This window comes from Peribacillus frigoritolerans (genome assembly GCF_001636405.1).
GTDB lineage: Bacteria > Bacillota > Bacilli > Bacillales > DSM-1321 > Peribacillus > Peribacillus frigoritolerans.
The window spans coordinates 3,370,827-3,386,406 of sequence record NZ_KV440950.1 but is presented as its reverse complement, the minus strand read 5'-3'; the positions used below and the strand labels follow the sequence as shown (position 1 = coordinate 3,386,406).

Below are 15,580 nucleotides of genomic sequence, written 5' to 3'. Positions count from 1 at the left end.
GTTCTGATCAATCTTGAGAAGAAAAGCGGCGCCCAAACTAAAAAGCACTTCTCTCAAAGGAAAGAAGTGCGTAATGAACAGGAATTTTGCAGCATGAACCAACCATGGGCCATTTTGCCTGATCCGCACGCCCATCCTCGTAGGCTGAAACAGTTTCACACTTCATGGCAGGTCTCCTGGCTTTGGTTCATCATCCCATTACATCCTTCCCATCTCATTTGACAGTGGATTAAAGTTAACGTAATGGAACTTCCCTTTACAGTGGCGGGACCGCTCCGGATTTTCACCGGCTTCCCTTTTAAGCTGAATTCCGAGAAATTCAACACCATGAAACTTATGTAATTATTTAGAAAATTCTCGTATAGTGTACCATAAAGAAATAATTCCAGCTACACTATCTTTTTTTGGAGGCCGAAATTTGTTGCGAGGAAAGGATTGTAACTGGTTTTACACGTTTAAACTTTTCTAAACAGTCGGAATAAACTATTGAATTTTGACAAAGTTGTTATATGATAGATTAAGTTAGTTGGAAATGTATAATAAAACCAAATATTTCATTTTAAAAGTGCCCTTGTGTGAATAAGCAAGGGATAATAGGGAAATCGGTGAAAATCCGATGCAGCCCCCGCTACTGTAATCGCTGATGAAATTGTCGATAGCCACTGGCATGATGCCGGGAAGGGACAAAGTAAAATGAAGCGTAAGCCAGGAAACCTGCTTTTAAAATTGCATGATACTTTTCGGAGGGAAAGGTAGAAGGACTATGACGATTTTGGGAGGATTTGGCATGCTTGCCTTTGGCTCCTCATTCATATAGTTTTTTTAAAACCTTGACTCTTATGTTAAGGTTTTTTATTTTGCCTTTTCCCTGAACTCAGGAGGAAGAAAATGACTACTTGGAACTTGACGGGTACAAATACGCATCTGTTGATTTGTAATGGGAGCAGCTGCATGAAAAAGGGCGGGGAAGAAGTAACCCAAGCGATTCGCGATGAAATTGCTTCAAAAGGGCTGGATCTGAAAATCCATACAACGAGGACACGCTGTAACGGAAGATGTAAGGATGCCTGCGTTGTGATTGCCTATCCCCAAGGAAACTGGTATCGAGTGGAAACGCCTGATTTCGGCCGGCAGATCGTCAGTAATATCGATGATGGTGAGTTTGTTCCACAGATGATCTATCAGTACAATGACGGGGAAATGACCCCTAATCCGGATTTTCCTGCTCATACGGGTATTTCAAAGAACAAAGCGTAAAAGGAGATGTCTTAATGAGTACAAACGGTAAATTATTCGTCGTGGGGTTTGGGCCCGGGAATTTTGAACACATTACCAAACGTGCCGTCGAAGCCCTTCAAGAAAGTGACTACATCATTGGTTATAAAACTTATGTTGAACTCATTCAGGGACTGCTTACAGATCAAACGATCATTAGTACGGGGATGACTGAAGAGGTATCACGTGCACAGGAAGCAGTGAAACAAGCGGAGCTGGGAAAGAAAGTGGCGGTGATTTCCAGTGGGGATGCCGGAGTTTACGGGATGGCAGGGTTGGTTTATGAAGTATTGATTGAAAAAGGCTGGAAAGAAGAAACTGGAGTGGGCATTGAAGTCATTCCTGGCATCTCAGCAATCAACTCATGTGCGTCTTTACTTGGGGCGCCCGTCATGCACGATTCGTGTACGATCAGCCTCAGTGATCATTTAACTCCTTGGGAACTGATCGCTAAAAGGGTTGAAGCAGCTGCAATGGCAGACTTTGTCATTGCACTTTATAATCCGCGCAGCGGCAGGCGGACCCGGCAAATTGTTGAAACACAGAAGATTCTCCTTCGCTACCGCTCGCCGGATACACCTGTCGGGTTGGTGAAAAGTGCTTATCGCGATAGGCAGGATATTGTCATAACCAATTTGCAGGATATGTTGAATCACGATATTGGAATGTTGACAACCGTCATTATCGGTAATTCATCCACCTTTTTATATGATGACAAAATCATCACACCAAGAGGCTATCAGAGAAAATATACGCTGAACTCGGAAAAGCAAACATTGAAGCCGCATCAGCGACTGCAAAAAGAAGCGGAACCGTGGGCATTAGATCAAGAAGCCTTAACCGAGTCCGCTGGAGGAGTTGGATTACTTACAAAAGCACCAGAAAAGAAGCCAGCTTCCTATGAAATGGCAATGGAGGCCCTGTCAAGAGTCAAGGGTCAAGCCGTTAAGCAATCCATTCAGCCGATTGTTCAGCAAAAAATGGAGTCGGTGTTCGAACTTGCCGTTAGTCCAGGTGTGGCGAATAAACAATTCACTCCCAAACAAATGATGACACTTGCGGAAGTTGTCGGGGAAAAGGGAACGATGGAATATACGCCAAATCATAAAATCGTCTTAAAGATCCCGACAATGGATCCGGAAGTCATTACAGGGAAATTGAAATCAGCAAACTTTCTCTTGTCGCCGATTGGGGATGTACTGACATTAAAAGCCTGTGATTTCTGTGATGGTGAAAAAGCGGAATCCATTCCTTATGCGGACGAAATACACCGGGTGCTTGGCGGAATGAGCATGCCCAAGGAACTGAACATCGGTTTTAATGGGTGTGGGATGGCCTGTTATAGTGCTGTGATGGATGATATCGGTATTGTCTTCCGGAAAGGGAAGTTCGACTTATTTCTTGGAGCTAAACCGGTTGGAAGAACAGCCCATCCGGGTCAGCCCGTAGCGGAAGGCATTGAACCGGAACAGCTTGTAGAACTGATCACGGACATTGTCGGCGAGTATAAGCAAAATGCCCATCCAAATGAGCGGCTTTTTAAATACTTCAAACGTTCGAAAAAGATACAGAATTTTTCTTATCAGGACATCGCTCCCAAAATAAACATAGAGCCTGCGCCTTGTGAAGACTAATCAAGAGGGGGAAAGTAAATGAAAGCAGTTTTGTTCGTAGGACACGGAAGCCGGTTGGCTTCGGGAAATGAAGAAGTCCGTCATTTTATTGAAAATATGATTCCGGCAATGGACGGGCGTTTCCTAGTGGAAACGTGCTTCTTGGAATTTGCGGCACCGAATATATCCAAAGGAATTGATAATTGTGTAAAACGAGGGGCTACTGAAGTTATCGTCATACCGATCATTTTGTTGCATGCAGGACATTCGAAATTACATATCCCAGCTGAAATAGAGGATGGGAAAACCAAGTATCCAGAAGTGAAATTCACATATGGCCAAACGATCGGGGTCCACCATGATGTATTGACGATCCTGACAGACCGTCTTGAGGAAGCGGGATTCGATACGACCTCTGAACATTCAGAGACAGCGATATTGCTAATTGGCCGAGGCGGTAGTGATGCTGATGCAAATAGTGATATATTTAAAATTTCACGATTATTATGGGAAAAATTAAACGTTAAATGGGTCGAAACAGCCTTCATGGGTGTAACGGACCCTCACGTTGATGAAGGTATTGAACGATGCATCCGCTTAGGGGCAAAAAAAATAGTGATGCTGCCATATTTCCTCTTCACTGGGGTGTTGATGGAAAGAATGGAAGATATGCTGAAAGGCTATCAAGAGCAATATCATGATCGAGAATTCATATTGGCAAAGTATTTTGGATATCATCCAACCTTACAGAACATTCTGCAAGAACGAGTAATTGAAGCCAGTGAAGGCAAATCAAGCGGGGCGCGTGATTTGGAAAACTATCGTAAACATGTCGAGGAACATGGACATGCTCACCATCATCACCATCACGACCACGACCATGATCACCATCACGACCACGAACACCATCACGACCATGATCATCACCACGATCATGATGGGCAAGCGGTGGGGACATCAAAATGATTTTGTTCTTGGCGGGTACAAGTGATGCAAGGGAATTAGCGATTGAGATACAGCAGGTTGGGTTCAAGGTTTTGGCAACTGTTGTAACCGAATCGGCGGCCAAGAGTTTGCAGGATGCAGGGATATCCACCCGGATTGGCCGATTATCTGCAGAAGATATGACATCTTTAATCTCTGCAAAAGGGTTTCAGGCTGTAGTCGATGCAAGTCACCCATTTGCCGAAGAAGCATCCAAAAACGCCCTTATTGGAGCAAAGGCAGCAAATGTTCCTTATATTCGTTATGAGCGTGAAAGTCAACGGTTTCAGAATGATAAATTGATAGTTGTCCGTGATTATGAGGAAGCTGCCAAGCTTGCCGCAGAAAAACGGGGAGTCATCATGCTCACGACCGGAAGTAAAACCCTAGCCGTGTTTGCAAAAGAATTGGTGGGGCTCGAGAATACCAGAGTCATAGCGAGAATGCTGCCACGCATGGACAATATGGAAAAATGTGCGCAGCTGGGCATTGAACAAAAAAATATCGTTGCGATTCAAGGGCCATTTTCCAAAGAATTAAATAAAGCTCTATATGAGCAGTATGGGGTCACATTGATGATAACGAAAGAAAGCGGCAAGGTCGGTGCGGTTGATGAGAAATTGGAAGCCGCGTTGGAATGTGGAATTGAGACGATCATGATATCTCGACCGGATGTCGACTATCAGAATGTTCATTCCAGTTTTGAACATGTCATTGCCGAGTTGAATAATCAATTAAAAGGAAAATAGGAGGAATGCAAGATGGATTTTAAAACGGATTTTAAACCGCTAACGGTAGACCCAGACAAAATATATGATTATAGTTTTTCAATCATTGCTGAAGAAATGGGCAATCATGATTTTTCTGAAGATGAATGGAAGATCGTCCGCAGGGTCATTCATGCTTCAGCGGATTTTGAATTGGGAAGAAGTGTCATCATCCATCCAAATGCCATTCAAGCTGGTGTGGAGGCCATTCGCAAAGGAAGGCATGTCATTGCTGATGTGCAAATGATCGAGAGCGGCACAGGCAAAAAAAGATTTCAAAAACACGGCGGGGACGTTCATTGCTATATTTCAGATCCGGATGTGATGGTCGAAGCCAAACGGTTGAATACGACAAGGGCAATCATTTCGATGCAAAAAGCTGTAAAGGAAAATGAAGGGGGCATTTATGCCATTGGCAATGCACCTACCGCTTTACTTGAGCTGATTCGCCTTATTAAAGAAGGGATTGCAAAACCGGACTTAATCATTGGAATGCCTGTTGGGTTTGTTTCTGCAGCAGAATCGAAAGAGGAACTCGCTAAGATCACAGAAGTTCCATTCATTACGAATATTGGCCGAAAAGGTGGAAGTACTGTCACTGTTGCCGCATTGAACGCGATTTCCCTTTTAGCTGATAGTTAAAAAACATGGAAAAGAAAGTGAAAAAAGACCCCTCACAAATGCGTCATGGATATACGACGGGAGCATGTTCGACAGCCGTGACCAAAGCGGCATTGACTGCATTGATCACGGGGGATGCACTTGAGGAGGCAACGATTTCCTTGCCCATCGGCCGAGATGCCACTTTCACTATTGAGAAATATGAAATATCGGAAAATGCGGTTAGTGCTGAAACGATCAAAGATGCCGGAGATGATCCCGATGCCACACATCTGGCCCATATTATCTCTACTGTCAGCTGGTCGGATGCACCTGGGATTATCCTGGATGGAGGGACCGGAGTTGGTCGTGTGACAAAACCCGGGCTTCCCGTTCCTGTAGGGGAAGCAGCCATTAATCCAGTACCGCGCAAAATGATTTTAACAACTGTGCAGCAAACATTGGAAGAATTTAAGATCAATAGAGGAGTGAAAGTCGTCATCTCCGTACCCGCAGGTGAAGAAATAGCGAAAAAGACATTAAATGGCCGCTTGGGGATTGTGGGAGGCATTTCCATTTTGGGAACAAGGGGCACTGTCGTCCCTTTTTCCAGTTCCGCCTATATGGCAAGTATCGTCCAGGCTATCAGTGTCGCCAAAGCGAGTGGGTGTGAGCATCTAGTCTTAACGACTGGCGGGCGCAGTGAAAAGTATGCAATGGGCCTTCTTCCAGACTTACCTGAGGAAGCCTTTATTGAAATGGGTGATTTTGTGGGCTTCTCACTTAAGCAATGTAAGAGGCAGGGAATTAAAAAGGTATCACTGGTCGGCATGATGGGTAAATTCTCCAAAGTGGCCCAAGGTGTGATGATGGTGCATTCAAAAAGTGCCCCGGTCGACTTTGGTTTCCTATCGGAAATAGCCCAAAGCGTCGGAGCTGAAGATGATCTTGTTCTTGAAATCAAGAATGCAAACACAGCGTCACAAGTCGGGGATATGATGTCAGCCATTAATAACTTTGACTTTTTTAATAAACTATGTGAATCCTGCTGTCACTCTGCCATTAACCAGGTGAAGGGCGGCATTGAAATGGAAACGGCGATTTATTCGTTGAAAGGACAATTACTGGGAAGGGCTGTTGGAATTGAGTCAATCGATTAAATTAATTGGGATAGGGGATAACGGTCAGGAAAGCTTACTGCCTCAATATGCCCAATGGATAGAAGAAAGTGAAGTGCTGGTCGGAGGTGAACGGATCTTATCCTTCTTTCCGACCTATTCTGGCAAGAAGATTGTCATAAAGGGCGGCTTGAAAAAGGTCGTGGAGCAACTGCAGGATGAAACTCGTCCAACGGTTGTCTTAGCTTCCGGTGACCCACTGTTTTATGGAATGGGAGGCTATCTTTCCAGCAAAATCAACATGGAGGTCTACCCATATTTCAGTTCGATTCAGCTTGCTTTCGCAAAAATGGGGGAAAGCTGGCAAGATGCCTTTCTCGTCAGCATTCATGGCCGCAGTATGAAAGGGCTGGCCCAAAGAATTGATGGGAAAGCGAAAGTGGCCTTACTTACAGACAGTGAAAATAGTCCTGATCAACTGGCTAAATATCTCCTTTCATTCGGAATGACTGAATACCGGGCATTTGTGGCTGAAAACCTTCAAGGAGAAGCAGAAGAATCTGGCTGGTATGAACTAGATGAAATGACGGAACGGGAATTCTCTCCCTTGAATGTCGTCATTTTGAAAAGAAAATCAGAAGGTCCAAGCTGGTCCTTGGGGATAGAGGATGAAGAATTTTCGCAGCGTAAGCCGGACAAAGGCCTCATAACCAAAAAGGAAATTCGAGTATTGAGTCTGCATGCGTTGAAGCTAAGGAAAAACAGCATAGTTTGGGATGTTGGGACGTGTACGGGCTCAATGGCAATTGAAGCGGCCAAGCTTGCATCCGAAGGCCAAATCTTCGCAATTGAAAAAAATGAGCCTGATTTAGAAAACTGTTATCAAAACCAACGTAAATTCCGTACCGATATAACGGCTATTCATGGAAAAGCCCCGCAGGGATTGGAAACTTTTCCGGATCCTGATGCAATCTTCATTGGCGGGACCGGCGGCGAAATGGCAGAGCTGATCAATACTTGCTGCAAACGGCTTAAAGTTGGCGGCAGGATCGTTCTGAATGCTGCGACGATCGAGAATCTTTACCGGGCTAATGAAGCATTTGCTGAAGCTGGTTTTCACACTTCCATCATGCATGCGCAAATCTCCAGAAGTAAGCCAATATTGGGAATGAACAGATTTGTACCTCTTAATCCGGTTTATATCATTACTGCACAACGAAAGGAAGACATGAATGAGTAATCTTGGTACATTATATGGCCTTGGCGTGGGCCCGGGCGATCCAGAGCTAATTACAGTAAAGGCATTTCGCGTGATTCAGGAATCTCCGGTCATTGCGTATCCCAAAAAAAGAAAAGGGAGTAAAAGCTACGCCCATCGCATTGTTGAAGTTTACATTCGTCCTGAAGAGAAGGAGATGCTGGGCCTTGTTTTTCCGATGACGAAAGATCAAGCCATCTTGGATCGGGAATGGAATGGAACGGTTGAAAAGGTTTGGCAAAAATTAAATGAAGGAAAAGATGTAGCTTTCGTTACGGAAGGCGACCCGCTTTTATATAGTACGTTCATACATATGATGAAATTGATGCAGGAGTTGCATCCTGAAGTCGAAATCAAGACGGTCCCGGGCATTTCTTCCTTTAATGGATCAGCGTCAAGGCTGGGCATCGCTTTGGCTGATGGTGATGATCATGTTGCGATAGTTCCTGCAAGGGATGATTATGAAGCGATGAAGAAGGCGATCGAAGATCATGATGCCGTGGTGTTCATCAAAGTGGCAAAGGTCATCGATTTAATGATTTCCGTTTTAAAAGATTTGGACTTACTTGAAAAGGCCTCGGTTGTAACCAAAGTCACTTCCGATGAAGAAGTGATTTGGAAAGTGAGTGAATTGGAAGGACTTGAACTAGAATACTTAACATTGATGGTGGTGAGAAAATGAAGATATATATTGTAGGGGCCGGCCCGGGTGATCCGGATTTGATTACTGTAAAAGGATTGAACATTCTCCAAACGGCCGATGTGATTTTATATACGGATTCATTAGTGAATGAAGAATTGATTGCTAAGGCAAAACCCGATGCTGAGGTGCTAAAAACGGCTGGAATGCATTTGGAAGAAATTGTTGGCATCATGGTCGATCGTGTTAAAGAAGGAAAGATGGTTGCCAGAATCCATACAGGGGATCCTGCCATGTACGGTGCAATCATGGAACAAATTGTCCTATTGAAGAAAGAGGGTATTGGTTATGAGGTGATCCCTGGAGTGAGTTCGGTATTCGCCTCAGCAGCAGCAATAGGAGCAGAACTGACTATCCCTGATTTAACCCAGACACTCATATTAACGAGGGCTGAAGGACGAACACCTGTTCCGGAATTTGAAAAATTACGTGATTTGGCTAGTCATCATTGTACGATTGCCCTTTTCTTGAGTGCGACCTTGACAAAAAAAATCGTTAAAGAACTACAGGAAGCAGGTTGGAAGGATGAAACACCGGTCGCAGTCATTCAACGGGCAACATGGCCGGACCAAAAAATTGTCCGTACCACATTAGTGAACTTAGATGATGCCATGCGTCAAAACGGTATTCGCAAGCACGCGATGATTTTGGCTGGATGGGCTTTGGACCCTGACATCCATGATAAAGATGAATACCGTTCCAAACTATATGATGCGAGTTTTACCCACGGTTTCAGAAAAGGTGTTAAACCATGATCATTGAATTGAAAGAAGCGGAACTTGCTCCCATTAAACGGTCCCATACTTATGCGATCGTAGCGATTACAAAGCATGGTGTCGAGCTGGCACGAAAATTACATACCGTTTTTTCTAATTCCGATCTATATTACATGAGCAAGTTTGAAAAAGGGGACGAAGAGCATAAACAGATACAGCTTTTTTCGGGCAGTGTCCGTATGCTATTGCCAGCTTTGTTCAAGGAATATAAAGGAATCATACTAATTATTTCTCTCGGGGCAGTAGTCAGGATGATTGCACCAATTTTGAAGGATAAGAAAACGGATCCAGGTGTCGTAGTCATTGATGATAAAGGGGAAAATGTTATCAGTGTTCTTTCAGGGCATCTGGGAGGGGCAAATGAACTGACAAAGGAAGTGGCTGCAGCGCTTGACGCAAGAGCCATAATCACGACGGCTTCGGATGTACAAAAAACGATTCCTGTCGACTTATTCGGCCAGCGCTTCGGCTGGATTTGGGATTCAGCAGAAAAATTGACGCCAGTAAGTGCGTCCGTTGTAAATGAAGAGCATGTTGCCGTTGTACAGGAATCAGGTGAACGGAACTGGTGGCATTATGATACGGCTTTACCTGAACGAATTATCGTATACCCATCCATTGAAGAAGCGCTTCAAGCAAAGCCGCAAGCTGCTCTGGTTGTGACTCACCGCATGCTTAAGCAGTCGGAAAAGAGGATCCTTGAAAATGGAATCGTATATCGTCCAAAGGTCATCGCTCTCGGTATCGGGTGCAATAGGGGAACGGAGGCTGCTGAAATTGAGCAGGTGATTGAAGAAACATTAGCCGAATTATCATTTTCAATAAAAAGCGTTAAAGCGATTTGTACAATTTCCTTAAAGAAAGACGAAATCGGCTTGATTGAAGTAGTTGAAAAATACGGCTGGGAATTCGTGCATTATGAACCCGAAGAGCTTAATCAAGCCAAAATCGAGGCGCCATCGGATACAGTGTTTAAATACACGGGTGCATATGGTGTGAGTGAACCGGCTGTAAGGATTTATACCAAAGCTGAACAATTGGAGCTTGTTAAGAAAAAATCGGGAAACGTAACCATTTCAGTTGGGGTCATTCCTTTTTAAGGAGGAAGAAACAAATATGAACGATAGAAGACTGGTAATTGCGGGTACCGGAAGCGGGGTCGGAAAAACGACATTGACCATCGGAATCATGGCAGCCCTCCAGAAGAAAGGCTATACCGTTCAAGGGTTCAAATGTGGTCCTGACTATATTGATCCTACTTATCATACTGCAGTTACAGGAAGGGTTTCACGCAATCTTGACAGTTGGATGTTCGAACATGACACTGTCCGGGAAATTCTTAACAAAGCAGGTACCGGAGCTGATATATCGATCATCGAAGGGGTCATGGGCTTCTTCGATGGCAAAAGTCCGTTAGCCAATACAGGATCGACGGCCGAAATCAGCATCATCACGCAAAGCCCTGTCCTGTTGGTAGTCAATTGTGCCAGCATGGCTCGGAGTGCAGCTGCCATCGTAAAGGGATTTCAGGACTTTTCGACGGGTCCTAACATCATTGGGGTCATTGCCAATCAAGTGGGAAGTGTAGGCCATTACAAAATCGTCAAATCAGCAATTGAGCAAGAATGCGATGTACCGGTGCTCGGTTATATGAAGCGGGAATTGGATATTGATATTCCAAGCCGTCATTTAGGTTTAATTCCAGCGATTGAACGCGGGGAACTAAATCCGTTTTTCGATAAGCTTGCACAATTGGTCATGGAAACGATTGATATCGATCAGTTGTACCGTTTGTCCAAGACAAATCCCGTTACCAGTGGAAACTCAAATATTTTTCAACCCAAAAATGAAAGTGACGTGTGCATTGCCGTCGCAAAAGATGCAGCCTTCAATTTTTATTATCAGGAAAACCTTGAGCTGCTTGAAGCATATGGGGCGAACATCAAGTATTTTTCTCCATTAAACGGGGATGAAGTACCATTGGATGCTGATGGTTTATACCTTGGAGGGGGTTTTCCTGAGGAATTTGCAGCTGAACTTTCCGGTAACGTGGATGCTATCAAATCCATCAGAAGCACCATAGAAAAGGGGATGCCGACTCTTGCGGAATGTGGCGGTTTCATGTTTTTGAGCAAATCGATTGAAACGACTTCCGGAGAAACGCATCAGATGGCAGGAATGATACCGGGCAGGATTAAAATGCAGAAAAAGCTTGCAGCACTTGGGTATCGTGAAATAACAGGAACTCCAGGCAATTTTTTGATCAACGAAATGGAGCAGGCAAAAGGTCATGAATTCCACTACTCGACATTTGAAGCGGATGCTGATCTTACACATGCTTATGAAGCCAAAGGCAGATTCGGTTCGAAACAAGAGGGGTGTGTATTGGACAACCTTGTTGCTGGGTATACCCACTTTCATTTTGCTTCCAATCCAACACTTGCAAAGAACTGGATCGATGCTTGCTTAAAACAAAAAAACAGATCTGCCCATGAAACTATCAACTAGTAAAAGGTATTTTTTGAAGCTTAAGAGGAGGCGCGAGCATGAAACCGGGAAAAGTTCATCTGGTCGGTGCGGGTCCCGGAGATCCGAAATTGATTACGGTATATGGACTGGAATGTATCCAAAAGGCGGATGTCATTGCATATGACAGGCTTGTCAATCCAGAACTATTAAACTATGCAAAAGAAGATGCAGAACTGGTGTATTGCGGGAAATCACCAGGGAAACATCATCTCATTCAAAATGAAATACATGAACTTTTAGTGGAGAAAGCCTTACAGGGGAAAAACGTCACCCGTCTGAAGGGTGGAGATCCGTTTGTCTTCGGGCGGGGCGGTGAGGAAGCGGAGATACTGTCTGCAAACGGGATTGAATATGATATCGTCCCAGGAATCACAGCGGGAATCGCAGCACCGGCTTATGCGGGCATCCCGGTAACCCACCGTGAACATGCCTCAAGTTATGCCATTGTGACAGGCCATGGCCGTGATTACAAGGGGCAGGATAACCTGAATTGGCAGGCGTTGGCTCAAGGCATCGATACCATTGCCTTTTATATGGGAATTGGTAATATGCCGTTCATCTGTGAAAAATTGATGGAGCATGGCAGGGATGGTAAAACGCCAGTGGCCGTCATTGAATGGGGCACGACAGATAAACAAAGGACGATCACCGGTACTTTGAGTTCGATTTCTTCGAAGGCTGTAAAAGAAGAAATTCAAAATCCGTCAATCTTTCTAGTAGGGGATGTCGTCCAATTAAGAGAAAAAATCCAATGGTTTGAAAGAGTGATTGAATCAGAGTCCATTAAGGAAAGGAATGAGTTGGAATGTCCATCATTCAAGAAATGAAGGAACGCCGGGCGATAAGGAATTACGAAGAAAAAGAAGTGGAAGATCAAAAAATCAGGCAGTTATTGGAAGCGGCTACGTATGCCCCTAACGACCGATTGCGTGAACCTTGGAGTTTTTATGTAATCAAGGGGGAAGCGAAGCACCGGTATGAAAGTTTGGCAGAAAGGTATCTGCATGAGCGCTTCCCTACCAAACCAAAATTGATTGAAAGTTCACTGGAAGTTGTTAAGACGACACCGCTCATCATTGTTGTGACTTCTGATATTTTGCCGGATGATCCAGATTCATCCGAAGACAATGTATTCGCGTCTTGTTGCGCTATCCATTCGATGTGGCTTGCCGCAAAAGAGCTAGGTCTTGGATTCGTTTGGCGGACTAGAGGAGTGGGTCTTGTCAGGGATGAACGCCTGAACGAATTTATCGGTTCACCGGATAACAAAAAAGTGATCGGCACCATTTTTGTCGGATACCCTAAAGGAGATCAACCGGTTCCTGCTACTAAAAGGACTTCATACATAGAAAAAACAGTTTGGCTATGAGGGTAGGTGAGTGAGTGGCACGCAGAGGATTAATGCTTATTTATACGGGAAACGGGAAAGGGAAGACGACTGCCTCATTAGGGGTGACTTTAAGGGCAATCGGCAGAGGAATGAATGTCAAATACCTTCAGTTCATAAAATCTCCAGAGCGTACATATGGGGAAGCATTGGCATTGGGAAAATTAGGAGTTAAAATGGAACAGCTAGGTATTGGTTTCACATGGACCAAAACCCCGGAAGAGCATCGCAATGCATTGGCGTTAGCTTGGGAAAAGGCGAAACTGGCCCTTGCTGATCCGGGCATTGATTTACTTGTTTTGGATGAGCTGAACAATGCTTTAGCCATTTCCAAATTCCCGATTGATGATGTCTTGCCATTGGCTGAAGTCATCGATGCAATACGAAATCGTCCCGCTCATATGCATATAGTCATTACCGGCAGGGACGCCAAGCCAGAGCTTATGGAAATGGCGGATTTGGTTTCATCGATTGAGGCGACCAAGCATTATTATGACGAGGGTATCGGTGCTGTAAAAGGGTTAGAGTTTTAGGGGGTGAGCGTAATGAAGGCACGATCCATCATGATACAAGGGACGTCATCCGATGTAGGGAAAAGTTTGATTTGTACGGCGTTTTGCCGGGTATTTTCCAATAAAGGATTACGTGTCGTCCCTTTCAAATCACAAAACATGGCATTGAATTCTTATGTAACCTTGGATGGCGGTGAAATCGGACGGGCTCAGGGAGTGCAGGCGGAAGCGGCACGGATAACGGCAACGACTGATATGAATCCGATTTTACTGAAACCAAAGCAGGATATGGTTTCGGAAGTGATCGTTCACGGAAAACATTTTCTTGATATGAATGCAAAAAGCTATCGGTCCCAATTTGTCCAGGAAGCCATGCCCATCATCCGTAAATCGGTGGAAAAACTACAAGATGAATATGACATCATAGTACTCGAAGGGGCAGGAAGTCCTGCTGAAATTAACCTTAAGGACCGGGATATTGCAAATATGCGAATGGCTAAACTCACGGATGCGGCTGTCATTTTAGTGGCCGATATTGATCGTGGTGGAGTATTTGCGTCCATTATTGGGACACTTGCCTTATTGGATCAAGAAGAACGAGATAGTGTAAAGGGGATCATCATCAATAAATTTCGTGGCATGCGTGAATTGTTGGACGATGGCATTGAATGGGTGGAAAAGGAAACCGGGATTCCGGTCCTCGGGGTGCTGCCTTATCTAGACGTGAATATTGAAGCGGAAGATTCACTTGCCCTCTCTTCCTTACGTTTTAAAAAACCTAAAAAGGCTGAGTTTCCGATCGATGTAGCCGTCCTGAGATTTCCGCGGATCTCCAATTTTACAGATGTGGATCCTTTTTTCGATGAACCCGGAGTAGGTGTCCGACTTGTTAGCAGTGTCCATGAGTTAGGTAATCCCGATCTGCTAATTTTGCCGGGTACAAAAAACACGATGGAAGACTTAGAGTGGTTGAAACGTATGGGATTTGATCGGGCCATCGATGAACGGCGGAAACAAGGAACGAAAATCTTCGGCATATGCGGCGGTTTTCAAATGCTAGGGACTGAACTTTTCGATCCTGATGCTATCGAGGGTGATGGTGAGAACGCAGAAGGGCTTTCGCTTCTTCCGGTGGAAACAGTCTTTCAAGCAGAAAAGAAGACGGTACAAATGGAAGGTGTCCTTTCTGCTGGGATAATGGAAAGTCAAATGAATCTTAACGGTTTCGAAATACATTTAGGCAGAACGACATTGAAGTCACAAGTAAGGCCCTTTCTATTATTGAAGGATGGAAGAGAGGATGGGGCCATTTCCAATGACAACCAAGTTATGGGAACATATCTCCATGGAATATTCCATAATCGCTTGTTCACTAGATTACTGGTTAACCAAATTCGACGGAACAAGGGGTTGGATGAAGTGAAGGAAAACGTTCAAAGCGACTCGGAGCGCAGGGAGGAAGCGTATAACCTCTTGGCTTCCCATCTGGAAGAAAATATTGATATGGATACCATCTATCAATGGTTGCAGCTCGAAACTGCAGAAAGTTGAACAAGAGTCAGATCGTGCCTAGTATGTTGATCAAGGCCCTTTTATCTGCAAGAAAGATCAATTTTGAGCTGCAATTCCTTTTATTTAGCCATAATAAGTGACAGAGGCATACAAGATATGTTATGTTGTCTTCTCTACATATTTTATGCAAAATAAAAGGATGAGGTGTTCATATGAATAAAACAGAATTAGTGAGCAGTGTTGCAGCACAAGCTGAACTGACAAAAGACGAAGCAAAAAAAGTAGTGGATGCATTGTTTGAAACAATCACGGCTACACTTGCTAAAGATGAAAAAATCCAATTAGTTGGTTTTGGTACATTTGAAGTGCGTGACCGTGCTGCCCGTACAGGAAGAAACCCGCAAACTGGCGAAGAAATACAAATTGCAGCTAGTAAAGTACCTGCTTTTAAAGCAGGTAAGGAATTAAAAGAAGCTGTAAAATAAAAGGTGAACGAAGAAAAAAACCTGGCGATGAAATATGCGCCAGGTTTTTTGTTTACTGACTGAT

At 44.2% G+C, this 15,580-nt stretch carries 16 protein-coding genes and 2 riboswitches; all 16 genes read left to right on the top strand.

The genetic code is table 11. The annotated features are described in order from the left end of the window. Positions 1-149 precede the first annotated feature (149 nt). Positions 150-345, bottom strand: a riboswitch (cobalamin riboswitch). Positions 346-546: 201 nt separating this feature from the next. Continuing rightward, positions 547-736, top strand: a riboswitch (cobalamin riboswitch). 152 nt (positions 737-888) lie between these two features. Beyond that, positions 889-1,257, top strand: coding sequence for a (2Fe-2S) ferredoxin domain-containing protein (locus tag A6755_RS16200; protein WP_034312510.1), 369 nt, complete (start codon positions 889-891; stop codon positions 1,255-1,257). A 14-nt stretch (positions 1,258-1,271) separates the two neighbouring features. Next, the gene (gene cobJ / locus A6755_RS16195) at positions 1,272-2,909 is read left to right on the top strand and encodes a precorrin-3B C(17)-methyltransferase (protein ID WP_063591314.1); all 1,638 of its coding nucleotides are present in this window, start codon (positions 1,272-1,274) and stop codon (positions 2,907-2,909) included. Positions 2,910-2,927: 18 nt separating this feature from the next. Then, a complete protein-coding gene (locus tag A6755_RS16190) occupies positions 2,928-3,854 on the top strand; it encodes a sirohydrochlorin chelatase (protein WP_063591313.1) in 927 nt (308 codons plus the stop codon). Beyond that, positions 3,851-4,621 (top strand): precorrin-6A reductase, encoded by a 771-nt coding sequence (cobK, locus tag A6755_RS16185; protein ID WP_063591312.1) that lies wholly within the window; start codon positions 3,851-3,853, stop codon positions 4,619-4,621. The genes A6755_RS16190 and cobK overlap by 4 nt, the downstream gene beginning before the upstream one ends. Before the next feature lie 12 nt (positions 4,622-4,633). Then, positions 4,634-5,281, top strand: coding sequence for a precorrin-8X methylmutase (locus A6755_RS16180; protein WP_034312499.1), 648 nt, complete (start codon positions 4,634-4,636; stop codon positions 5,279-5,281). Positions 5,282-5,286: 5 nt separating this feature from the next. Continuing rightward, on the top strand, positions 5,287-6,399 hold the full coding sequence (locus A6755_RS16175; protein ID WP_063591311.1) for a cobalt-precorrin-5B (C(1))-methyltransferase: 1,113 nt from the start codon (positions 5,287-5,289) through the stop codon (positions 6,397-6,399). After that, positions 6,383-7,597 carry a bifunctional cobalt-precorrin-7 (C(5))-methyltransferase/cobalt-precorrin-6B (C(15))-methyltransferase gene (locus A6755_RS16170; RefSeq protein WP_063592585.1) on the top strand — a complete coding sequence of 405 codons (1,215 nt, stop codon included), beginning with the start codon at positions 6,383-6,385 and terminating at the stop codon, positions 7,595-7,597. Before A6755_RS16175 ends, A6755_RS16170 begins: the two co-directional genes overlap by 17 nt. Continuing rightward, complete coding sequence (gene cobI / locus A6755_RS16165) at positions 7,590-8,297, top strand: precorrin-2 C(20)-methyltransferase (protein WP_057275921.1); 708 nt, start codon at positions 7,590-7,592, stop codon at positions 8,295-8,297. Before A6755_RS16170 ends, cobI begins: the two co-directional genes overlap by 8 nt. Beyond that, positions 8,294-9,070, top strand: a complete 777-nt coding sequence (gene cobM / locus A6755_RS16160; protein WP_048678465.1) for a precorrin-4 C(11)-methyltransferase — start codon at positions 8,294-8,296, stop codon at positions 9,068-9,070. The genes cobI and cobM overlap by 4 nt, the downstream gene beginning before the upstream one ends. Beyond that, positions 9,067-10,191: a cobalt-precorrin 5A hydrolase gene (locus A6755_RS16155; RefSeq protein ID WP_063591310.1), complete on the top strand. Its 1,125-nt coding sequence runs from the start codon at positions 9,067-9,069 to the stop codon at positions 10,189-10,191. Before cobM ends, A6755_RS16155 begins: the two co-directional genes overlap by 4 nt. A 16-nt stretch (positions 10,192-10,207) precedes the next feature. Beyond that, positions 10,208-11,599 (top strand): cobyrinic acid a,c-diamide synthase CobB, encoded by a 1,392-nt coding sequence (locus A6755_RS16150; RefSeq protein ID WP_034312488.1) that lies wholly within the window; start codon positions 10,208-10,210, stop codon positions 11,597-11,599. A gap of 38 nt (positions 11,600-11,637) precedes the next feature. Next, positions 11,638-12,447 (top strand): uroporphyrinogen-III C-methyltransferase, encoded by an 810-nt coding sequence (cobA, locus tag A6755_RS16145; protein WP_063591309.1) that lies wholly within the window; start codon positions 11,638-11,640, stop codon positions 12,445-12,447. Beyond that, a complete protein-coding gene (locus A6755_RS16140; RefSeq protein WP_063591308.1) occupies positions 12,426-12,989 on the top strand; it encodes a nitroreductase family protein in 564 nt (187 codons plus the stop codon). The genes cobA and A6755_RS16140 overlap by 22 nt, the downstream gene beginning before the upstream one ends. Positions 12,990-13,003: 14 nt before the next feature. Further along, the gene (locus A6755_RS16135) at positions 13,004-13,540 is read left to right on the top strand and encodes a cob(I)yrinic acid a,c-diamide adenosyltransferase (protein ID WP_063576399.1); all 537 of its coding nucleotides are present in this window, start codon (positions 13,004-13,006) and stop codon (positions 13,538-13,540) included. A 12-nt stretch (positions 13,541-13,552) separates the two neighbouring features. After that, entirely contained in the window at positions 13,553-15,070 is a 1,518-nt protein-coding gene (locus A6755_RS16130) for a cobyric acid synthase (RefSeq protein ID WP_063591307.1), read from the top strand. Between the two features lie 173 nt (positions 15,071-15,243). Continuing rightward, positions 15,244-15,516 carry an HU family DNA-binding protein gene (locus tag A6755_RS16125; protein WP_034312477.1) on the top strand — a complete coding sequence of 91 codons (273 nt, stop codon included), beginning with the start codon at positions 15,244-15,246 and terminating at the stop codon, positions 15,514-15,516. The last annotated feature ends 64 nt before the right edge of the window (positions 15,517-15,580 follow it).

Coding starts and splice junctions, on each gene's coding strand:
- A6755_RS16200 (WP_034312510.1), top strand. CDS start 889: ATGACTACTTGGAACTTGACGGGTACAAATACGCATCTGTTGATTTGT.
- cobJ (WP_063591314.1), top strand. CDS start 1,272: ATGAGTACAAACGGTAAATTATTCGTCGTGGGGTTTGGGCCCGGGAAT.
- A6755_RS16190 (WP_063591313.1), top strand. CDS start 2,928: ATGAAAGCAGTTTTGTTCGTAGGACACGGAAGCCGGTTGGCTTCGGGA.
- cobK (WP_063591312.1), top strand. CDS start 3,851: ATGATTTTGTTCTTGGCGGGTACAAGTGATGCAAGGGAATTAGCGATT.
- A6755_RS16180 (WP_034312499.1), top strand. CDS start 4,634: ATGGATTTTAAAACGGATTTTAAACCGCTAACGGTAGACCCAGACAAA.
- A6755_RS16175 (WP_063591311.1), top strand. CDS start 5,287: ATGGAAAAGAAAGTGAAAAAAGACCCCTCACAAATGCGTCATGGATAT.
- cobI (WP_057275921.1), top strand. CDS start 7,590: ATGAGTAATCTTGGTACATTATATGGCCTTGGCGTGGGCCCGGGCGAT.
- cobM (WP_048678465.1), top strand. CDS start 8,294: ATGAAGATATATATTGTAGGGGCCGGCCCGGGTGATCCGGATTTGATT.
- A6755_RS16155 (WP_063591310.1), top strand. CDS start 9,067: ATGATCATTGAATTGAAAGAAGCGGAACTTGCTCCCATTAAACGGTCC.
- A6755_RS16150 (WP_034312488.1), top strand. CDS start 10,208: ATGAACGATAGAAGACTGGTAATTGCGGGTACCGGAAGCGGGGTCGGA.
- cobA (WP_063591309.1), top strand. CDS start 11,638: ATGAAACCGGGAAAAGTTCATCTGGTCGGTGCGGGTCCCGGAGATCCG.
- A6755_RS16140 (WP_063591308.1), top strand. CDS start 12,426: ATGTCCATCATTCAAGAAATGAAGGAACGCCGGGCGATAAGGAATTAC.
- A6755_RS16130 (WP_063591307.1), top strand. CDS start 13,553: ATGAAGGCACGATCCATCATGATACAAGGGACGTCATCCGATGTAGGG.
- A6755_RS16125 (WP_034312477.1), top strand. CDS start 15,244: ATGAATAAAACAGAATTAGTGAGCAGTGTTGCAGCACAAGCTGAACTG.